Source organism: Blautia sp. MCC270 (genome assembly GCF_018785605.1).
Classification (GTDB): Bacteria; Bacillota; Clostridia; order Lachnospirales; family Lachnospiraceae; genus Blautia_A; species Blautia_A fusiformis.
This window is the reverse complement of the sequence record NZ_WQQD01000053.1, coordinates 21245-40989: the sequence shown is the minus strand read 5'-3', so window position 1 is coordinate 40989 and position 19745 is coordinate 21245. Positions and strand designations below refer to the sequence as shown.

At 43.8% G+C, this 19745-nt stretch carries 18 protein-coding genes and 6 tRNA genes; 16 read left to right on the top strand and 8 right to left on the bottom strand.

Going from position 1 to position 19745, the window contains the following annotated elements; all coding sequences use genetic code 11:
• Positions 1-479: 479 nt before the first annotated feature.
• The gene (locus GPK58_RS11760) at positions 480-1091 is read left to right on the top strand and encodes an ECF transporter S component (RefSeq protein WP_022426832.1); all 612 of its coding nucleotides are present in this window, start codon (positions 480-482) and stop codon (positions 1089-1091) included.
• Between the two features lie 239 nt (positions 1092-1330).
• On the opposite strand, the gene GPK58_RS13115 is transcribed toward GPK58_RS11760, so the two are convergent.
• The gene (locus GPK58_RS13115) at positions 1331-1633 is read right to left on the bottom strand and encodes a helix-turn-helix transcriptional regulator (RefSeq protein ID WP_242981835.1); all 303 of its coding nucleotides are present in this window, start codon (positions 1631-1633) and stop codon (positions 1331-1333) included.
• 309 nt (positions 1634-1942) lie between these two features.
• Between GPK58_RS13115 and GPK58_RS11750 the strand changes: the two genes are divergently transcribed.
• Positions 1943-3349 (top strand): MATE family efflux transporter, encoded by a 1407-nt coding sequence (locus GPK58_RS11750; protein WP_144095119.1) that lies wholly within the window; start codon positions 1943-1945, stop codon positions 3347-3349.
• On the opposite strand, the gene GPK58_RS11745 is transcribed toward GPK58_RS11750, so the two are convergent.
• From GPK58_RS11745 to GPK58_RS13260, 3 genes are all read right to left on the bottom strand, one after another.
• Complete coding sequence (locus GPK58_RS11745) at positions 3331-4473, bottom strand: RluA family pseudouridine synthase (RefSeq protein ID WP_110103460.1); 1143 nt, start codon at positions 4471-4473, stop codon at positions 3331-3333. The two genes, GPK58_RS11750 and GPK58_RS11745, sit on opposite strands and share 19 nt — an antisense overlap.
• Positions 4474-4538: 65 nt before the next feature.
• Positions 4539-5159 (bottom strand): response regulator, encoded by a 621-nt coding sequence (locus GPK58_RS11740; protein WP_215638684.1) that lies wholly within the window; start codon positions 5157-5159, stop codon positions 4539-4541.
• Positions 5160-5292: 133 nt separating this feature from the next.
• Positions 5293-6252 (bottom strand): sensor histidine kinase, encoded by a 960-nt coding sequence (locus GPK58_RS13260; protein WP_330627252.1) that lies wholly within the window; start codon positions 6250-6252, stop codon positions 5293-5295.
• A 570-nt stretch (positions 6253-6822) separates the two neighbouring features.
• Between GPK58_RS13260 and GPK58_RS11730 the strand changes: the two genes are divergently transcribed.
• The 7 genes from GPK58_RS11730 to GPK58_RS11700 all read left to right on the top strand — a co-directional run bounded on the left by GPK58_RS11730 (position 6823) and on the right by GPK58_RS11700 (position 13235).
• Positions 6823-7752: an ABC transporter ATP-binding protein gene (locus GPK58_RS11730; protein WP_059086850.1), complete on the top strand. Its 930-nt coding sequence runs from the start codon at positions 6823-6825 to the stop codon at positions 7750-7752.
• 12 nt (positions 7753-7764) lie between these two features.
• Positions 7765-8889 (top strand): ABC transporter permease, encoded by a 1125-nt coding sequence (locus GPK58_RS11725; protein WP_022426839.1) that lies wholly within the window; start codon positions 7765-7767, stop codon positions 8887-8889.
• The gene (locus tag GPK58_RS11720) at positions 8876-10021 is read left to right on the top strand and encodes an ABC transporter permease (protein WP_015524317.1); all 1146 of its coding nucleotides are present in this window, start codon (positions 8876-8878) and stop codon (positions 10019-10021) included. The genes GPK58_RS11725 and GPK58_RS11720 overlap by 14 nt, the downstream gene beginning before the upstream one ends.
• Before the next feature lie 71 nt (positions 10022-10092).
• Complete coding sequence (locus GPK58_RS11715; RefSeq protein WP_215638683.1) at positions 10093-11064, top strand: D-2-hydroxyacid dehydrogenase; 972 nt, start codon at positions 10093-10095, stop codon at positions 11062-11064.
• Between the two features lie 138 nt (positions 11065-11202).
• Positions 11203-11802, top strand: a complete 600-nt coding sequence (locus GPK58_RS11710) for an NUDIX hydrolase (protein ID WP_161208576.1) — start codon at positions 11203-11205, stop codon at positions 11800-11802.
• A gap of 176 nt (positions 11803-11978) precedes the next feature.
• The gene (gene udp, locus GPK58_RS11705; protein ID WP_215638682.1) at positions 11979-12770 is read left to right on the top strand and encodes a uridine phosphorylase; all 792 of its coding nucleotides are present in this window, start codon (positions 11979-11981) and stop codon (positions 12768-12770) included.
• A 36-nt stretch (positions 12771-12806) separates the two neighbouring features.
• On the top strand, positions 12807-13235 hold the full coding sequence (locus GPK58_RS11700; protein ID WP_015524321.1) for a cytidine deaminase: 429 nt from the start codon (positions 12807-12809) through the stop codon (positions 13233-13235).
• A gap of 172 nt (positions 13236-13407) precedes the next feature.
• Here GPK58_RS11700 and GPK58_RS11695 read toward each other — a convergent pair.
• A tRNA-Trp gene (locus GPK58_RS11695) sits at positions 13408-13478 on the bottom strand.
• A gap of 127 nt (positions 13479-13605) precedes the next feature.
• Positions 13606-13693 (bottom strand) — tRNA-Ser (locus GPK58_RS11690).
• Positions 13694-13849: 156 nt separating this feature from the next.
• Here GPK58_RS11690 and epsC point away from each other — a divergent pair.
• From epsC to GPK58_RS11665, 5 genes are all read left to right on the top strand, one after another.
• Positions 13850-14770, top strand: coding sequence for a serine O-acetyltransferase EpsC (gene epsC, locus GPK58_RS11685; RefSeq protein ID WP_022426729.1), 921 nt, complete (start codon positions 13850-13852; stop codon positions 14768-14770).
• Between the two features lie 125 nt (positions 14771-14895).
• Positions 14896-14966, top strand: a tRNA-Gly gene (locus tag GPK58_RS11680).
• 3 nt (positions 14967-14969) lie between these two features.
• Positions 14970-15042, top strand: a tRNA-Gly gene (locus tag GPK58_RS11675).
• 35 nt (positions 15043-15077) lie between these two features.
• Positions 15078-15148: transfer RNA gene (locus GPK58_RS11670), tRNA-Gly, on the top strand.
• Positions 15149-15151: 3 nt separating this feature from the next.
• Positions 15152-15224: transfer RNA gene (locus tag GPK58_RS11665), tRNA-Gly, on the top strand.
• A gap of 105 nt (positions 15225-15329) precedes the next feature.
• Here GPK58_RS11665 and GPK58_RS11660 read toward each other — a convergent pair.
• Both GPK58_RS11660 and GPK58_RS11655 read right to left on the bottom strand, forming a co-directional pair.
• A complete protein-coding gene (locus tag GPK58_RS11660; RefSeq protein ID WP_015524323.1) occupies positions 15330-15545 on the bottom strand; it encodes a DUF378 domain-containing protein in 216 nt (71 codons plus the stop codon).
• 211 nt (positions 15546-15756) lie between these two features.
• Positions 15757-16920 carry a DUF5067 domain-containing protein gene (locus tag GPK58_RS11655; RefSeq protein WP_244095926.1) on the bottom strand — a complete coding sequence of 388 codons (1164 nt, stop codon included), beginning with the start codon at positions 16918-16920 and terminating at the stop codon, positions 15757-15759.
• 240 nt (positions 16921-17160) lie between these two features.
• Here GPK58_RS11655 and GPK58_RS11650 point away from each other — a divergent pair, with 240 nt between their 5' ends.
• Together GPK58_RS11650 and malQ are read left to right on the top strand one after the other, a co-directional pair.
• Complete coding sequence (locus GPK58_RS11650; protein WP_092071513.1) at positions 17161-18099, top strand: alpha/beta fold hydrolase; 939 nt, start codon at positions 17161-17163, stop codon at positions 18097-18099.
• A 97-nt stretch (positions 18100-18196) separates the two neighbouring features.
• Positions 18197-19741 carry a 4-alpha-glucanotransferase gene (gene malQ, locus GPK58_RS11645; RefSeq protein WP_118609046.1) on the top strand — a complete coding sequence of 515 codons (1545 nt, stop codon included), beginning with the start codon at positions 18197-18199 and terminating at the stop codon, positions 19739-19741.
• Positions 19742-19745: the final 4 nt, after the last annotated feature.

The window sequence follows — 19745 nt, the reverse complement described above, 5'->3', positions numbered from 1 at the left end:
GGGCTTGACCAACAAGCCGAGGAAGCGGGCAGGATGTAACAGAAATGGGGCGGAACAAGCTTGCTTGTGGAGAACCATTTCTGGTACAGACTGAACATTTGCGAAGCAAATGACATCGAACGACGGAGTCGTGAGATGACCACCGCTGGAGTAGCCAAAAGAACAGGTGATGCAGCTTTAGCTGCGAGCCCGTGAAGAAAGCTACGGATCGGTACGCAGGTTAAAATTGATTCAAAAAAGATTAACGATCATCAATAGAACATGTATGTAGTTTTGAATATACAATCATGAAAGAGTGGCTTAAACAGCCACTTTTTTATTACCCATAAAAACTGTCCCCTAAAAAAACATAAAAATTGCCCCTTGTAATATACCCAAACAAGCGGTACTATAACATCCAAGTTATTACATTCCTACATTAATACAATCATACATTAAAGTAATAACAAAGGTAATAACGAAACGAGAGGGGAATTATTATGAACACACAGAACAACACAGTAGTTAAACTTGCAGAAACTGCGTTATTAGCAGCTTTATGTTATGTATCCTTCACATTTCTGCAGATCAAGATCCCGGTGCCGGGCGGAGACGCAACATCCATTCATATCGGAAATGCTTTCTGCGTACTTGCAGCACTGCTTCTGGGTGGCGTATATGGCGGACTTGCCGGAGCTATCGGAATGGGAATTGCAGATATCATGGACCCTGTTTATATCACAGGCGCACCGAAAACCTTTGTACTGAAATTCTGTATCGGTCTGATCGTAGGTCTTGTGGCACACAAGGTTGCAAAGATCAATGAGAGTACAGATAAAAAATATGTTTTCAAATGGAGTGTGATCGCATCTATCGCAGGACTTGCATTTAACGTAATTGCAGATCCTATCGTAGGATATTTCTACAAACAGTACATTCTGGGACAGCCACAGGAACTGGCACAGGCACTTGCAAAAATGAGTGCGGCGGCAACCTTTATCAATGCAGTTGTATCTGTAATTCTGGTAGCGATCATCTATAATGCAGTACGTCCGGTACTGATCAAAAGTCATTTGATCACAGTTACCAACAACAAAAATCAGGTTGCGTAAAACGACATACTAAAAAAATAATAGAAAACAAGAAATAACACAAGACAGCGAAATGGAAGTTAAAATCCATTTCGCTGTCTTTTTATGCGGGTATAGGATCATTTTTTATATGGTTATCCGCACATAGAAAACAAATTTCGGAACAACCAAGATCTGTTTTGACGTATCCATGGCAGTGATTGCTGCGGTACTTTCCTTCGTATTTGCGGGAAGACTGGATGGTGTAAGAGAAGGTACTGTTATTTCCGCATATTCTCCCGCACCTTCGTAGGTGTGCACCCGAAGTGCTCCTGGAACATCCGTCGAAACAGCTTATAATTGTTGAATCCATGGCGTTCCAGAATCACATGCACGGGGGCTTTCGTATTGATCAGATCTTTGTAGATAAAAGAAAGTCTGTATTCATTCTGATATTCCAGAAATGTAACCCCCATCTTTTTCTTGAAAAAACGGCAGAAATATCCAGTCTGGAGATAAGCAACACCTGCGATCTCATCCAGAGAAATAGGCCGTTTGTAATTCTCAGAAATATAATTCAGCACCAGATTCAGTCGGTCCAGATCTTTTTTCTGCCGGCTTAGATCACTTTGAAAAATTTTGACACTGAAATTGTGACACAGCTGGAATAAAAGTTCAAAGATCAGGATATTGCAGACGAGAGTCGTATGGTGGAGTAAAAAGATACAAAAAAAGCGGAGATTTATCGTTATAAAGACTATTGAAAATAAAAGAAGTTTGTAGTAAGGTAGTAGCTACAACGCTTACGAAAGGGAAGAATGTTTCAGGTGGGCAGTCTCCTTTTTGTGGAGAATTTTGGATGAAGGAAAACGAAAAACAAGGGGGAAGAATTTATGGAGAAGGTAAAAGAGAAATCTTCTTTTTTCCGAAAGTTCGTAGGAGATAAGAGGTTTTATCTGATGGTCCTGTCTATTGCAGTACCGATCATGGTACAGAACGGGATCACAAATTTTGTCAGTCTTCTGGACAATATTATGATCGGTCGTATCGGTACCGAACAGATGTCTGGAGCGGCGATCGTCAATCAGCTGATCTTTGTATATAATCTATGTATTTTCGGCGGGGTGTCCGGAGCGGGAATTTTTACAGCACAGTATTTCGGACAGAAGGATCATGAGGGTGTCCGCCAGACACTTCGTTATAAACTGTGGATGGCAGTGATTCTGACAGCGATCACCATTATACTGTTTCTGACAGCAGGGGGTTCACTGATCAGCATGTATTTAAAAGGTGACGGAACCGCACAGGAGATCAGGGATACTCTTATTTATGGGAAACAGTATTTATGGATCATGCTTCTGGGACTTCCGCCATTTATGATGGTGCAGGTCTATGCAAGTACCTTACGTGAATGCGGTGAGACCGTACTTCCAATGAAGGCCGGGATCGTGGCAGTGCTGATCAATCTGATATTTAATTATCTTCTGATCTATGGAAAATTCGGATTCCCGGAAATGGGAGTAAGAGGTGCGGCTGTTGCCACAGTGCTCTCCAGATATGTGGAAGCCTGCATTGTCTTGAGTTGGACACATAAGCATACAGAAAAGAATATTTTTGCACAGGGTCTGTATTCAACATTAAAGGTTCCGGCGAACCTGACAAAGAAGATACTTATTAAGGGAACCCCGCTGCTTCTGAATGAGACTTTATGGGCAGCCGGAGTGGCCATGCTGACACAATGTTATTCAGTCCGTGGACTGAACGTGGTTGCGGGATTAAATATTTCCAATACCATCAACAATGTATTTAATATCATATTTATCGCACTTGGAGATTCGGTAGCCATTGTTGTAGGACAGCTTCTGGGGGCAGGTAAGATGAAGGAAGCCAGAGATACGGACAACAAGATGATCGCATTTTCTGTGTTCTGCTGTACCTGCGTGGCAGCTGTGATGTTTGTAATGGCACCACTGTTTCCAAGGCTTTACAATACCAATGCTGAGGCACGTACTCTGGCGAAATATTTTATTATGCTCACAGCATTTTTCATGCCGCAGAATGCATTCTTGCATGCAACATATTTTACTTTGCGTTCCGGTGGAAAGACCATCGTTACATTTCTGTTTGACAGTGTGTTTATCTGGGTGGTAAGTGTAACGATCGCATTTACCTTAAGCCGTTTTACAGGTCTGCCTGTACTTGTGATCTACGCAATGGTCCAGGCAGCGGATATGATGAAATGTGTCATTGGATTTATCCTTGTAAAAAAAGGCGTATGGCTTCAGAATATCGTTTCATAGAATTTTTTGAAATCTTCCGGGAGGGGTGCTTCCAGGGAGATTTCTTTTTTGGCATTTTTGTCATGATGCATGGAAGCCCGGGTGTCGGAAGCAGATTCATCAATTGAAAATGGAAGTTGAAATTTAAGCTTCCATGCGTGGAGTGCAGCCCGGGAAAACGGATTCGATATGTCCGATAAACAGTACAGAGAATCACCCAGAAGAGGATGCCCGAGAGATGCCATGTGTACACGGATCTGATGGGTACGGCCGGTTTTCAAACGGAGCATTACAAGAGAAGCCGGAGCTGCTGCGTCAGGGCCGTTAGATTTCAGAACAGAATAAAGGGTTTCTGCATGTTTGCTTCCGGGAAGCGTGCCATCTGTGGATACGACCATTTTCAGACAGTTATCCGGGTCAGGTGCAAGGGGAACGGAGATCCTGTGAAAAGCTCCATCTTCATCCACAGGCATGAAACCGGAAACTGCAGCCAGATAGGTTTTCTCTGAAATCCCTTCTTCACGCTGGTTCTGTAATCTGGCGGCAGCAGTCTGGTTCCTGGCAAAGAGCAGGATACCGGAGGTTTCTTTATCCAATCGTCCGATAGACCGGACTTTGGTAGGCTCTCCTTTGGAACGGAAATAGGAAGCCACCTGGTTGGCGAGACTGTCACTGTAGTGAGAACCGGAAGGATGAGTGACAATCCCGGCAGGTTTATTTATGGCGAGGATATCCTGGTCTTCGTATATGATCGCCAACTCAGGAAGAATCTGTGACGTTGCAGCCAGTGAATGATAAATGTGAGAATTGACATCAGAACCTGCAAATTCTGAAGCTGCGGAATCAGAATATGAAATTGCGTCTGCGGAGAACTGGAAATTGTGATTGGACGAATAGACGGTAAAGGATGAAGATTCCAGCTGGGCAGAATCCACATCGTCCGCTTCCAGGCATACTATGATCTGATCCCCGGGATAAGCGGTTTCCGTTACCCGGCACTGTTGTCCGTTTTTTCGGATACCACCGGGACGGAACTTCGCCTGGCTGATCTGCTTTTTTGTAAGACCTGCCTGCGTGCGAAGAAAGCGGGAGACAGGTGCCGGAACAGCTGTTTTCGGGATATAGATAGTAAGATAGCGGTTCATTGTGAGGAATCCTCCGATTCTATTAAATTAATAAATATTTACAGGAATTTGGATGCAGGAGATTTTTACTTATGCTGATAATAAAAAACAGCAACTTGAGTCCGATCCCTCAGCTGCAGTTTATCCAGAATGGAACTGAGATAATTTCGTACCGTTCCCTCACTGAGAAACAGTTCTGCGGCAATCTCCTTATTGCTGTATCCGTTGGCGATCAGCCGGATGATATCCAGCTCCCGTTCGCTGATGTTTCTGGAAGCATAATCAAATCCGTCGGAAGACTGCAGGAGTTCAGGGATTTTGGATATGATCTCTGTGCCGAATACGGTCTGGCCGGAGTAAACCGCCTGAAGAGCCGGAAGAATGCTGGTATGATCCTGCTTCAGAAGATAACCCTTTGTGCCGAGGCGGAGGGCTTTTACAATATATTCATCATCGGAAAAAGTAGTCAGAAGAAGAATTTTTGCCTCCGGAAATTCGCCCAGGATCTTTCTGGAAGCTTCCAGTCCGTCCATTCCTTTCATACGGATATCCATCAGAAGAATATCCGGAAGATACTCTCTGTACAGAGAGCAGGCTTCTTCACCATCAGAGCCGGTGGCAGTCACTTCGATATCCGGGGTTGCTTCAAGAATGGTTTTTAGTGCTCCTGCAACCAGGCAGTCGTCGTCTACGATTATAATTTTCATGTCAAAATCTCCTGTTTATGAGTTATAAAAAGTAAATTTACAGATCAGAAAAAACAGACGGATCCAATATGCCGGGAAAGTACTTTGATCAAATCAGGAAGGTTTCCGGAAAAGTGAGAAATATCTGTCTGATTCAATTAGAAACAGATTTCGGGATCGTCACAAAGATCCGAAAACCATTCTCCTGCGTAATCTGGACCGTACCGCCCAGCGCCTTTGCACGGTCACGGATATTGGACAGTCCCATACCACCGGAAGTATTTTTTGCCTTATTGCTGTCTGATCCAGTTTGAATATCCGGAATTCCATTTTCCGGTGTCCCATTATCCTCAATGCACAATTGATAAAGTGCAGGATGCTCCCGCAGAAGAATATCCACAGAATCCGCATTACTATGCCGCATTACATTGGAAAGCCCTTCCTTTGTAATACTGATCAGACTGTATTTCACCTCTCTTGGAATCTGCCTGGACATATCATAAGTAAGATTCACCGGGCAGAAGGTGAAATCCTTTACAAGTCCTTTTATGGCATCTTCCAGATCTATCGCATCGTCATGAAGATCATGTACACTGGAACGGATGCTGTTCATAGCACCGTTCAGGGATTCTTCCAGATTTCCAAGCAGAGGATCAAGAGAATCATTTTTGTTGATGGTTTTGCAGGCAGCAGTCATAAGGATAGAACGGGATAGTACATGTCCCACATTATCATGGATCTCTCTGGCAATTCTGTTTCGCTCGCGCAATGTAGCAGCATAAATCTCGTAATCCTGTTTTTCCAGAAGTGCCTTGTTTTTTTCAGAAAGAAGAAGCGTATGTTCCTCACTGTCATCCCGGATCTGATGAAAATCCTGGTAAAGAGCCTGATATTTTCCGGCATAGAGCCAGAGAAAAAATGAGAGAACGAAACCAAAAATCCCAAGCAGACAAAGAACTGCCGGAAATCTATTGATCTGAAAAACCAGAAATCCCCAAAGTGGAAGCGCAGCCACTGCCAGAGGAAAAAGCCCAGCAGATAAGGTCTGATACAGCAGCAGCGGGAAAAATAGAAGAAGATCCGAAAACCACAGGGAACATAATCCAAAGATCACATAGCTCTTCCTGCAAGAACCGGAATGATATTTCCGGCGGGTTTCAATACTGGCAAAGAATTGTGTGAACAGGATTCTGTTTTACATACCCTGCCCAGATAAGTAATGCAGCAAAGGATCACCGCAAAAAGGAGGGCAAACACAAGAGCCTGATCTGCAGGCACATAAAAAAATGTTAAAGTACTGTATAAAAGCAATAGTATGGAATCTGTAAAATAACGCATAAAAAATATACCCTCCTTTCTCAGAATTACAGCCTTTTCCGAAAGTCAGGCAGATAACCGGCTAAAATTATCGTATCCTGTTCCGGGAGAACCCCTTTTGCTGCACAAATTTCTGAAATCAATGTGCCTTTATTATAATATACCGGTTCCTTTCCTGCAAAGAAAAATCTATCCTTCTGAAAAAGACATGACATTTGTCATTTGCAGGTGGTGACATTCAACACTTGGAGCAGACAGAAGAAAAGGATATAATGGCATCATAGAAGAAATATGAATTTCTGCGAAAAAGACATAAAAGTCCTGCTTAACGGACTGTAAAAAAGGAGGAAAACATATGCCACAGAGTATGGTCCACATAGAAAATCTGGTAAAACGATATGGTGATCTTACCGCACTGAATCATCTGGAACTGGATATCCGGGAGGGTGAGATCTTCGGATTACTTGGTCCCAACGGCTCGGGAAAGACAACGGCCATCAGCTGCCTCTTGTCACTTCTGAAATATGACAGAGGTGAAATAAAGATATTCGGAGAAGAGATGAAGCCGGACAGCTATAAGCTCAAGGAACAGATTGGGATCGTGCTTCAGAATGTAGCCGTTTTTGATGAGCTGACAGTGCAGGAAAATATCGATTATTTCTGCGGCCTTTACATACGGGACAGGAAACGGAGAAAAGAGCTGGTGGAGGATGCCATTGAATTTACAGGTCTTGAAGATTTCCGCAAAATGTACCCGAAGAAGCTTTCCGGGGGCCTTTTACGAAGATTGAACATTGCCTGCGGGATCGCCCACAAGCCAAGACTGATCATTATGGATGAGCCGACGGTAGCTGTAGATCCACAGAGCAGAAACAAGATCCTGGAAGGGATCCAGACGCTGAACCACCAGGGCTCCACCATTATCTACACATCCCATTACATGGAAGAAGTGGAGCAGATCTGTACCAGGATCGCCATCATGGATCACGGAAGAGTCATCGCTCAGGGAACAAAGGAAGAATTGAAGCAGATGATCAAAACAGGAGAGACCATTACCGTAGAAGCCATTGCCCTGGAAGAAAAAAATCTCCGGGATATCCGCACACTGGAGCATGTGTTTGATGTGCAGTATGAAAAACAGGTGCTGGTCGTGCGCTGTACCGATGCGAAGCATAACCTGATCCGTCTTCTTAATTATCTGCAAAGCCAGGATATTTCTTTTGGAAGAGTCTTTTCCGAACTGCCTACATTAAATGATGTCTTTCTGGAGATCACCGGAAAACAGCTAAGAGATTAGGAGGGATGGGAGATGTTGCATTTACTGAAATACAGTTTTCTTTCCAAGATCCGGAATTTTAACATTGTATTCTGGCCGCTGGTCTTTCCGCTTGTGCTTGGAACTTTTTTCTATTTTGCATTCGGAAATATCAATGAAGCAGATTTTCAGACGGTTCCGGTGGCAGTGGTGAAGGAAGCTTCTGCGGATACGTTTTTTATGACCTATCTGGATGAAGTGGAAAAAAGCAGTCCGGATCTTTTAAAAGCAGAAGAAATGTCGGAAAAGGAAGCGCTGGAAGCACTGCAGGATAAAAAAGTAGAAGGGATTTATTATGTGGGAAAAGAGCCTTCCCTTACAGTAGCAGGAACCGGAATAGAAGAAAGTATCCTTCAGACAGTTCTCGACAGCTGTGAAAACACCAGAACGACTATCACCAATATCATGAAAAAAAATCCGCAGATGGATATGGAAACCATGAAATCCTTGTTAAGTTCCGACAGCCTGGTAAGGGAAGTCTCTCTTGGCGGCCGGACCATTGACGGAAATGTGCAGTTCTTTTACGCACTGATCGCCATGGCCTGCCTGTATGGATGCTTTATCGGATTTGGCTCTGCGATCGGGATCCAGGCCAATATCACACCTCTGGCAGCTAGACGGTGTGTAACGCCGACCCACAAGCTGAAGCTGATCCTTACAGACCAGCTGACATCTTTTGCTCTGGGCTATGTGGACGTGATCATTCTGATCCTGTATCTCCGGTATATTCTCAATCTGGATTTTCAGGGACAGATGGGAAAAATGCTGGTGGTATCTTTTTTCGGAAGTCTCATCGGTGTATCTATGGGAATGTTTATAGGCAGCTTCGGAAAAATGCAGGAAGGCGTCAGAATCGGGCTCATGCTTGGAATCTCTATGGTAAGCAGCTTTCTTGCCGGACTGATGAACGGAAATATGAAGGATATCGTGGAAAAAAGTGTTCCGTTTGTGAACCGGATCAATCCTGCATCACTGATCTCAGATGCGTTTTACTGTATCAATGTATATGATGATATGACCAGATACTATAGAAATCTGATCACACTGGCGGTAATGTGCGTGGTGCTGGTGATGGCATCCTTTTTCATGGTCAGGAGGGAACGTTATGACAGTATTTAAAGGCTATATGAGGATCATGAAAAAAAATACAGGTCTGATCCTCCTGTATCTGGGCATTTTTTTCGGAGTGACAATGGCACTTCAGGCAGCGGCCGGTAAGGAAACTTATACCAGCTATGAAAGCGAAAAAATAAAGATCGGAGTGGTGGATAAAGACAACGGACCACTTGCAGAAGGACTGGTAAAATGGCTTGAAGGTACGCATCACGTGACCATGTTGGAGGATAACAGGGAGAAGCTTCAGGAAGAGCTTTTTTACAGAAATGTAGAATACATCGTGGTGATTCCTGAGGATTTTTATGAGAACTGTATGGTAAACGGCGAAAGTATTTCTGTGACCAAGGTGCCCGGATCTTATTCGGCATATTATGTGGATCAGCAGCTGGAGAGCTGTCTGAATACAATGCGGACATATCTGAAAGCCGGTTTTTCCCAGAAGGAAGCGGCAACAGCGATCCTGGATAAAAAAAGAGGAGAAGTCACCATGCTGGATACAGATGAAAACAGTGGTACGTCCGGATGGCTCTATTATTTCCGATATATTCCATATCTGTTTCTTGCATTACTTTGCTATGTGATGGGATATGTTCTGATGGCTTTCAAAAAAGACGATATACCAAAGAGAATGCAGGCATCTGCGATCTCTGCAAGACGACAGAGTCTGGAAGGGCTTCTGGCCATGTTTGTGATGGGTGGGGGCTTATGGGGAATCGGTATGGCTGGAGCTATCCTTATGTATGGAAAAACATTTCTCAGTTCAGAAAATTTCGGATACTATGTACTGAACACTCTGGTAATGATGGCAGTGGCACTTTCACTTTCCTATCTGATCGGTCTTTTTGTAAAAAACAGCAACATGTTAAGCGGGATCGCAAATATCCTGTCTCTTGGAATGTGCTTTCTGTGTGGTGTGTTTGTTCCCATGAATATTATGGACAGAAACGTTCTGAAGGTGTCTCAGTTTCTTCCTGTGTACTGGTATGAAAACGTAAATGAGACTCTTGGAAGTTATAGCCACCTAACAGGTGAGGCAGCTGTATCGGTGTGGAAAGGCATTGGACTGGAAGCTATGTTTGCGGTAGTTTTTGTCTGCATGATCCTGGCAGTGACCAGGTATCAGCGGCAGAAATAACAGAAAATAATAGCAGATGGCTGTTAATTATGGTAGGATATAGCTGATAAAGATGATTTGCGGAGAAAAACATGAAAAAAATACAAGTTTTACTAAAACCACAATGCAATGCAGAAATTCAAAATCAGTTTGCAACAAAATTCGGAGATCAGTGCGAATTTACATTTCAGGGCAAAGAAACTGAGGATGCGATCGTAGCAGCAGAAGTAGTGATCGGAGAGCCAGAGGAAGAAGAAATCCTGAAAGCAGAAAATCTTCGCTGGATCCAGCTGACCTGGGCCGGTGCGGACAAATATACAAAAATGAAAGCATTCCCGACAGGAGTTACATTAACCAATGCTTCCGGCGCTTTTGGAAAGATCATATCAGAATATGTGATCGGGAATATCATTGCGCTGTACCGTGAACTTCCGAACTACTGGAAGAACAAACAGAAACACCTCTGGGTACAGAATAGATCATCAGAAACCATATATGGAAAAAACATTCTCATCCTGGGAACCGGGGATATAGGAAGAAATATTGCCCATAGAATGAAAGCGTTTGAAACGCATGTGACTGGAATAAAAAGAACTGCAGTCCCGGAGCATTTGCAGCAGATGAAAGAGTTTGATGAGGTATATGATCTGACAGCGCTGGATCAGCAGCTTCAGAAAGCGGACATTGTGATCGGCTGTCTCCCGGGAACACCGGAAACAAAAGGCCTTCTGAATTACGAACGGCTGTATTCCATGAAAAAAGATGCAATTCTGGTTAATGTAGGAAGAGGAAGCCTCATTCCAACAGAAGACCTGATCAGAGTACTGGAGGAAGGCCACTTAAAAGGAGTGGTCCTGGATGTATTTGAAACAGAACCATTGCCGGAGACATCACCTCTTTGGAATATGGAAAACGTCCTTATCACTCCACACATTGCAGGCCCGAGTTTCGGTGGAAACGCTGAAGTCCAGGATATGATCTGGAACATCTGCATGGAAAATATGGAACGATATCTGAATGGAAAAAAATTAAAAAATATTGTCCGGTTAAAGGATGGGTATTAAATAAAAAAGATAGTTACAAGCTCCTTCTGATAAACTGTGAAGCAGTTATCCGGTTATGAGCAAGTAGCGAAGCGGATGCTTTTATCCGCTTGACTAAAAATACATTTATGGATATTTAAGAAAGAGACAGAGTGCATAATGATAACACGCCAGAAACTGATCGATCAGATAGAAAAATACAAGCCATATAATGAGCAGGAAGAAAAAGATAAAATCCTGATCCTGGACTGGATCAGAAATAATGAGAATGCTTTTTCCAGGGAAAATGCAGTAGCCCATATGACAGCTTCTGCCTGGGTAGTAAACAGAGAACGGACGAAAGTCCTTATGGTATATCACAACATATACAATTCCTGGTCCTGGCTTGGAGGACATGCAGATGGTGAGACGGATTTACTGTCCGTTGCTGTCAGAGAAGTAAAAGAAGAGGCAGGGATTTCCAATGTTCATCCGGTGTCAGAAGAGATTTTTTCCCTGGAATCCCTGACTGTAGACGGCCATATGAAAAAAGGAAAATATGTATCCAGCCATTTGCACTTTAACCTAACATATCTCCTTGAGGCAGATTCAGAAGAGGCTGTTTCCATAAAAGCAGATGAAAACAGCGGTGTAGCCTGGTTTTCACCGGAAGAAGCATTGATGAGATCAACAGAACCGTGGTTTGTGGAACATGTTTATATTAAGCTTTTGAAGAAAATGAATCTATGTTATAATGGGATAAAGACAAAAGAGGTTTGACATTGACTGAGCAAATACGAAAATCTGACTGTAATGTAAGACAATACAGTTTTGCAGAGATCGACGGGAAGCAAGGTTAAAATAAAAGAATAAAGGACTGGATTGTATGAAAATGCAGTCTTTTTTTTATTCATAAGGAACAGGGAAACTGTTAGCTGAGAAAGGGGGAAACAAACATGAAAAATTATTCAGAGGATGCGGACAGACAGTATCACATTCAGGTAGCAAAAGGAGAAGTGGGGCGTTACGTTATTTTACCGGGAGATCCGAAACGCTGCAAAAAGATCGCACAGTATTTTGATGATCCGGTTTTGGTAGCAGATAACCGGGAATACGTAACATACACCGGAACACTGGACGGAGTGAAGGTAAGTGTGACATCTACCGGAATCGGCGGACCGTCCGCTTCTATCGCAATGGAAGAGCTTTATCGGTGCGGGGCTGACACATTTGTACGCATCGGAACCTGCGGTGGAATGCAGCTGGAGGTAAAAAGTGGTGATATTGTTGTTGCAACGGGCGCGATCCGCATGGAGGGTACCAGCAAAGAGTATGCACCTATTGAATTCCCGGCAGTGGCAAATCTGGAAGTGATCAATGCACTTGTGGAAGGAGCAAAGAAAGAAGGATGTGAATTCCACACAGGTGTGGTACAATGTAAGGATTCCTTTTATGGCCAGCATGAGCCGGAAACCAAGCCGGTCAGCTATGAACTGATGAATAAATGGGAGGCGTGGAAACGTCTCGGCTGTCTTGCGTCGGAGATGGAATCCGCTGCTCTTTTTATAGTGGCAAGCCATTTAAAAGTACGTGTGGGCTCCTGCTTCCTGGTGCTTGCAAATCAGGAAAGAGAAAAGCTGGGTTTGGATAATCCTGTGGTACATGATACCGATAAGGCGATCCAGGTTGCAGTACAGGCAATCCGTGAACTGATCCGTGCAGATCAGGCACAGAAAAAAGAAGAATAACGTATACATGCCTGATTCAGGAAAGGTGGGAAAATTATGGAAGAAAAACAGATCAAAGAAATGATCGATCTGGCGATCAGACAGATGGACTATTCCTATGCGCCATACTCACATTTTCATGTAGGGGCGGTACTTCTTGCAAAAAACGGTACCTATTATACCGGGTGTAACATAGAAAATGCTGCCTATACTCCAACAAACTGTGCGGAAAGAACTGCTTTTTTCAAAGCGGTCAGTGAAGGCATGAGAGACTTTCAGGCAATCTGTATCGTTGGCGGCAAGGATGGTGTTCCTACAGAGTATGCAGCACCCTGTGGAGTATGCAGACAGGTTATGATGGAGTTCTGTGATCCGGAAACCTTTCAGATCATACTGGCAGTCAGCAGAGAAAAATATGATATCTTTACGTTAAAGGAACTGTTGCCATTTGGATTTGGACCGGATAATCTGAAGAAACTGAAGTGATAAGCGCATGTGGATACGTGCAGAGATTTTCACGATATGAATGCAGTGAGAAGTAAAATATTGAAAAGTGATCGCCCGGATGTTGATATGACAGGCCGGGCGATCACTTTTTCTGCCATACAATAAAAAACGCTGAAAATCCTTAATTAAGGTTTTTCAGCGATTCTAATAGCAGGGGATGAGAGAATCGAACTCCCACCAAAGGTTTTGGAGACCCCTATCATACCATTTGACCAATCCCCTATATTAAATTGTGTTTTCATCACTGTTGCAATTATACATATAAAATATACAATTGTCAAGAGATGAGAGTGCTTTTTGTATAATAAAATATAAATAAAATTCTTCCTGTCATAAATCGGCAGAAAAGCGGAGATGGAGGGATTTGAACCCTCGCGCCGGTTGCCCGACCTACCGCATTTCGAGTGCGGACCCTTCAGCCACTTGGGTACATCTCCGGATGCAAACCTTTATTATTATATAAGGTATCCGGAGAAAGGTCAATCTTTTTTAAAACTTTTCTTTTTTGTATTATTGACGAATCTTCCAGACTATAATATGATAATGAGATAAAGTGTACAGACAGAAGTGGATGTGCAGAAATGGAGGGAATTATGAGCGATAAGAAATCAGCGATTCTCAGAGCGGCGAAGGGTCTTACTGAGAATTATGCTTCAGAAGAACTTTTTATGCCGAAGAGCGGTAGACGTCTGCCGAACCGTTCGGTGATCATTGATATAGTAAGAGATCTGAAATCTATTGTATTTCCGGGATATTTCAGTACGGATACCAGTGCTACCGTATTTCCGGAGTATTATGTGGGACACAGACTGAATGATCTTTATGACAGATTGAAGAATCAGATCGAGATCGCACTTCTTTATCACGGAGAGGAACCGGAAGAAGCAGCAGCTCATGCAGACAGAACTGCCTGTGGATTTTTTGAGCAGCTTCCTGAGATCCAGCGACTGCTTCTGACAGATGTACAGGCTGGTTTTGATGGTGACCCCGCAGCCAAGAGCAAGGAAGAGATCATTTTTTCATATCCGGGATTATTTGCTATCTACGTGTATCGTCTGGCACATGTTCTTTATAAAGAAGAGATTCCATTTATCCCGCGCGTGATGTCAGAATATGCTCATGGCCGTACAGGAATCGATATCAACCCGGGAGCGACCATCGGAGAGTATTTCTTTATCGATCATGGTACCGGTGTGGTTGTAGGTGAGACTACAGAGATCGGAAATAATGTAAAACTGTATCAGGGAGTGACACTGGGAGCGCTTTCCACAAGAAAGGGACAGCAGCTTGCCAATGTAAAACGTCATCCGACGATTCGTGATAATGTAACGATCTATTCTAATTCCACAGTGCTCGGTGGTGAGACGGTTGTAGGAGAGAATACGATTATAGGTGGTAATACCTTTATCACAGAATCCATTCCTGCAAATACCAAGGTCAGTGCAAAAAGTCCGGAGCTTGTGATCAAGAAACCGAAGGCCCAGGTTTCTGCCACAAATGTATGGGAGTATTGATAAAAAATCCAATAAATAAAAAAATTAAAAAAAATAAAAAAACCTGTTGACAAATAAAACAGTATGTTATATACTAATCATCGTTGCAGCGGTCAAGCGATCGGTAATCACCGAAGCGACGATGCGCGGGTGTAGTTCAATGGTAGAACACCAGCCTTCCAAGCTGGATACGTGGGTTCGATTCCCATCACCCGCTTATGCGATAGTGGCGTAGTTGGTAACGCGCGACCTTGCCAAGGTCGAGACCGCGGGTTCGAGCCCCGTCTATCGCTCTCATCGAAGGATGAAGATTTATAATTTCATAACTGCGGGTGTAGTTCAATGGTAGAACACCAGCCTTCCAAGCTGGATACGTGGGTTCGATTCCCATCACCCGCTTGTGCGATAGTGGCGTAGTTGGTAACGCGCGACCTTGCCAAGGTCGAGACCGCGGGTTCGAGCCCCGTCTATCGCTCTTCGGAACTCTGAGGATGATCAGAGTTCTTTTTTGTTGCGAAAAAATCCTCTGCTTTATTTTTATGCAGCAGAGGATTTTTCGCGTTATGTGTTACTGCGTAGCTTATTCAGTTGTTTCACCCTGATCGATCAGAGTATAGAAGGTCAGAAGATAAAGCCCACATAAGCCTACAAGTCCGTAGATGATCCGGGAGAGCCAGCTCATGCTTCCGAACAGGAATGCTACCAGATTAAAATTAAAGAAGCCGATCAGACCCCAGTTTATGGCACCGACCACAGCAATGGTCAGGGTGAAGTACTGCAGACATTTATTTGACATAAGTCACCATCCTTTCGTTATACAGGAAATAGTTTTTCATAGAATCGAAAAAATATACACAGGAATGAGAAAAAGAAAAACGGAAATTTCTGCCAGCCATGAAAAAATCATGAAGGAGAAATTTCCGTTTTCCTTTCATATGCAAGATAAAATGTAAATTTCCGGTTTATCGAATTTGGATCGTAAATATCTGCCAGGCGATTCCGATATCTTACTTCAGCTTCAGAATCTGAGAGGTTGTCTGTCCGCCGCTTACATTCAGAGTTTCTTTGCCCTGAAGCGTTACATCACTGGTAGTATCCTTCAGAAGAAATACCTGGCATACAGTGACGGTTTTTCCGGGATCAATGGTGCTCATGTAGTTATCTACAGCATCATCGCTGGCTTCCGGATAAGTTCCTTCCAGAACTTCTCCGTTCTGGGAAGCCTGCAGGGTGAAGTCTACAAATGCACTGGACTGGGAATCGCCGGAGTTTGTATAGTCGTAGTAGATCATCAGACAGGGATTTCCGCCGTAGTCCTTGGAAATCGCAAACTGTTTGAAACGGACGGAGAATTTGTCAGTTGTAATATCAATGGATGCACTTGTGCCCTCAGCAGAGGCCGTGCTGCCTGGGGTGGAAGAATCCTCTGCAGCGGCAGAACTGCTATCTGTGCTGTCATCCGTAAGCTGGGATGATATTTCGTCTTTTACGCTTTTGAAGTTTGCGCACATAACCTTGACGGTGGTGTCATCCAGAGAAACGATCTTCCAGTCGCTGCCGATTTTGATCAGAGGATAGGTAATATCGATCTCACTGTATTTCTCATCAGCTGTGGAAGCATTTTCGGCAAGAAGTGCAGCGAGCATTTCCTGGATATCATCCTGTGTCATTTCCTTTCCGGCATAGGCTGCGACAGCAACCTTACGGGTGTATTCCTGAATAGTTGCTGCATAGATATTGGTTCCGTCAATATATTTCATGTGAACCGTTATCCTGGCAGTTCCGTTCTGGATGTCAAATTTGTTTTTGGTGATCTTGTAGGTCATTTTTTTGTTGACGGTAGTGAAGAAATCTGTGTAAGCAGAATCACGGATATCTGCATCATCCAGAGCGCTGAGATCATGACTCTGGAGAAGGTTCTCCATTGTGGTAAAATCCATGTTCTGCATTCCTGTGAGAAATTTTTCTGTGGCTTCTACCGGTTTATGGCGCTGCATCATATACCAGGCGGTTCCGCCGGCTGCGGCAGCGATCAGAAGGATGATCAGACAGATCACGAGAGGCTTTTTGCTTTTTTTCTTTCTGTGGGGAGTGTCGCCTTCAAAATCATTGGAGATCAATGATCTGGAGAGCTCATCGTCATAAAAATCATTATTGTCTTCTGTATTCATTATTCCTCCTTACAATAAGTCATTCTGGTTTTCGGGTGGGTAAGTCAGAGGATATCTGTTTGCATTTGCGGGCAAACAGCATCACCCTGTGTTACCGTAACGATTATATCATAGGTTTACTGTTTGAGAAACCCCCTGTGTTATGATATACTGGAAGACACAGAAAAAGTGGTTGAGTACAGGTGACAAAGCGGAATGCGAATGCCCGCTTTATGCAGCAGAAAAGGTGAGGTGAAATATATGTTACGGACAATTCAGTATTCATTTCCTTCAAAAGCAGACGGATTGGAAATTTCCTGCCTGGCAGTAGTGCCGGAGTTGGAACGTAATGAGAAATACCGTGGGATCATACAGATCGTTCACGGAATGAGTGAGTACAAGGAACGCTACATTCCTTTTATGGAATATATGGCAGAGCGAAAATATATAAGTGTGATCCATGATCACCGTGGCCATGGGAAAAGCGTACGCAGTAAAGAGGATCTTGGGTATATGTACGGTGGTGGGGCGGATGCCATGCTGCAGGATATCCATACGGTGAACTGCTTGATCAAGGATCATTTCCCAGGTATTCCGCTGATCCTTTTCGGACACAGCATGGGCTCTCTGGCAGTTCGTGCCTATGCAGCTCATCATGACAGCTGTATGGATATGCTGATCGTCTGCGGCTCACCCAGCTATAATGTATTTCGTCCGGTCGGAGTAGCTCTGGCAAAAGCGGGAAAGACTGTTTTCGGGCCTAAACACAGTGCGGGTCTGATCGAGATGATGTCTTTTGGAAGCTATGCAATGCACTTTAAAAAAGAAAAAAACCGTTTTTCCTGGATCTGCTCTGATCCGCAGGTTGTACAGGATTATTCGGATTCAGAATACTGTGGATTTACCTTTACGGATGATGCATATCTGGCACTTTTTGACCTGATGAAAAGAGCCTATGATGTGAAGCACTGGAAGTGTACAAAGCCGGAAATGCCGGTGCTGTTTATTAGTGGGGCGGAGGATCCCTGCATGGGAAATGTGAGACAGTTTGCAAAGGCCGTCCGTGCCATGCGTTGTGCAGGATACCGGGATGTCCGGGGAAAATTATATCCGGGAATGCGCCACGAGATCCTGAATGAGAAAGACAGGGAAAAGGTTTATCATGATATATTTACATATATCTGCAAAAAAGGACTTTGAACGATCTGTGACAGAGTGATATAATAAAAATCTGAGTGCTCCTGCAGACATCTGTGAGAGGGCGCAACTACTGAGAAAACAGGAGGATTCGTAAATTATGAGAGCAAGTGGGATTTTACTTCCAGTATCCAGTCTGCCATCGAAATATGGGATCGGATGCTTTTCTGAGGAAGCATATGAGTTTGTAGACCAGCTGGCAAGAGCAGGACAGAAATACTGGCAGATTCTTCCTCTCGGACCTACCGGATATGGAGATTCACCATACCAGTCTTTTTCTACCTTTGCGGGAAATCCGTATTTTATTGATCTGGAGGCTTTTGTAAAAGAGGGATATCTGGATAAAAGTGATTGCGAGGACTGTGACTGGGGTACAAACGAGAGCTATGTGGATTATGAGAAGATTTATAATTCCAGATTTCGGCTTTTGAGAAAAGCCTTTGAAAATTATGACTGTGAGACAGATCAGGAGTACCGTAAGTTTGTAAAAGAAAATGCTGCCTGGCTGGAAGATTACAGCCTGTATATGGCAATCAAGGACAGCCTGAATGGGATCAGCTGGATCGAATGGCCTACGGAACTCAAAAACAGAGAAAAAGCTGCATTGGCTGAAGAAAGAGAGAAGCTTGCAAAAGAAGTGGGATTTTACTGTTTCCAGCAGTTCTGCTTTTTTAAACAGTGGACAGCACTGAAAGCTTATGCAAATGCTAAGGGAGTGGAGATGATCGGAGACATCCCGATCTACGTTGCGTTTGACAGTGCGGATGCCTGGGCACAGCCGGAATTGTTCCAGTTTGATAAGGAAAATATTCCGATCGGCGTTGCCGGATGTCCGCCGGATGCTTTTTCCGCCACAGGGCAGCTCTGGGGAAATCCGCTTTATGACTGGGAATATCACAAGAAAACAGGCTATGCATGGTGGACACGCCGAATGGCAAATTGTATGAAGCTTTATGATGTGGTAAGGATCGACCATTTCAGAGGCTTTGATGAGTATTATTCCATTCCGTACGGAGATAAAACTGCCCAGTTCGGTCACTGGGAAAAGGGACCGGGAATGGATCTGTTCCGTGCGCTTGAAAAGAATCTTGGAAAGCTGGATGTGATCGCAGAGGATCTTGGTCTCCTTACAGACAGTGTGATCGAGATGGTGGAAGAATCCGGATTCCCGGGAATGAAGGTATTGCAGTTTGCTTTTGACGAGAATGAGGACAGTCCGTATCTGACGCACAGATATGAAAGGAATTGCATTGTTTACACAGGTACTCATGACAATGAGACAACAAGAGGATGGTTCCGCAATCTGAGCCAGCATGATCGAAATTTTGCCAGGGCCTATATTGGCTGTGAGGGCAAGCATGAGACTGCGGCAGTGTGGAGCATGATACGTGCGGCGATGTCCAGTGTTGCAGATCGCTGTGTGATCCCGGTACAGGATTATCTCTGCCTTGGAAATGAGGCAAGGATCAATGAACCGTCAACTCTTGGTGACAACTGGAAGTGGCGTATGAAAAAAGGCCAGCTCAATGAAACAATTATTCAGAAGATTTATAAAATGACAAAGCTTTATGGAAGACTTGTAAAAGAAGAAACGGAAGAGAAGGAAAAAACAGAAGCTGACAGGGAAAAGATATCTGACAAATAGAGAA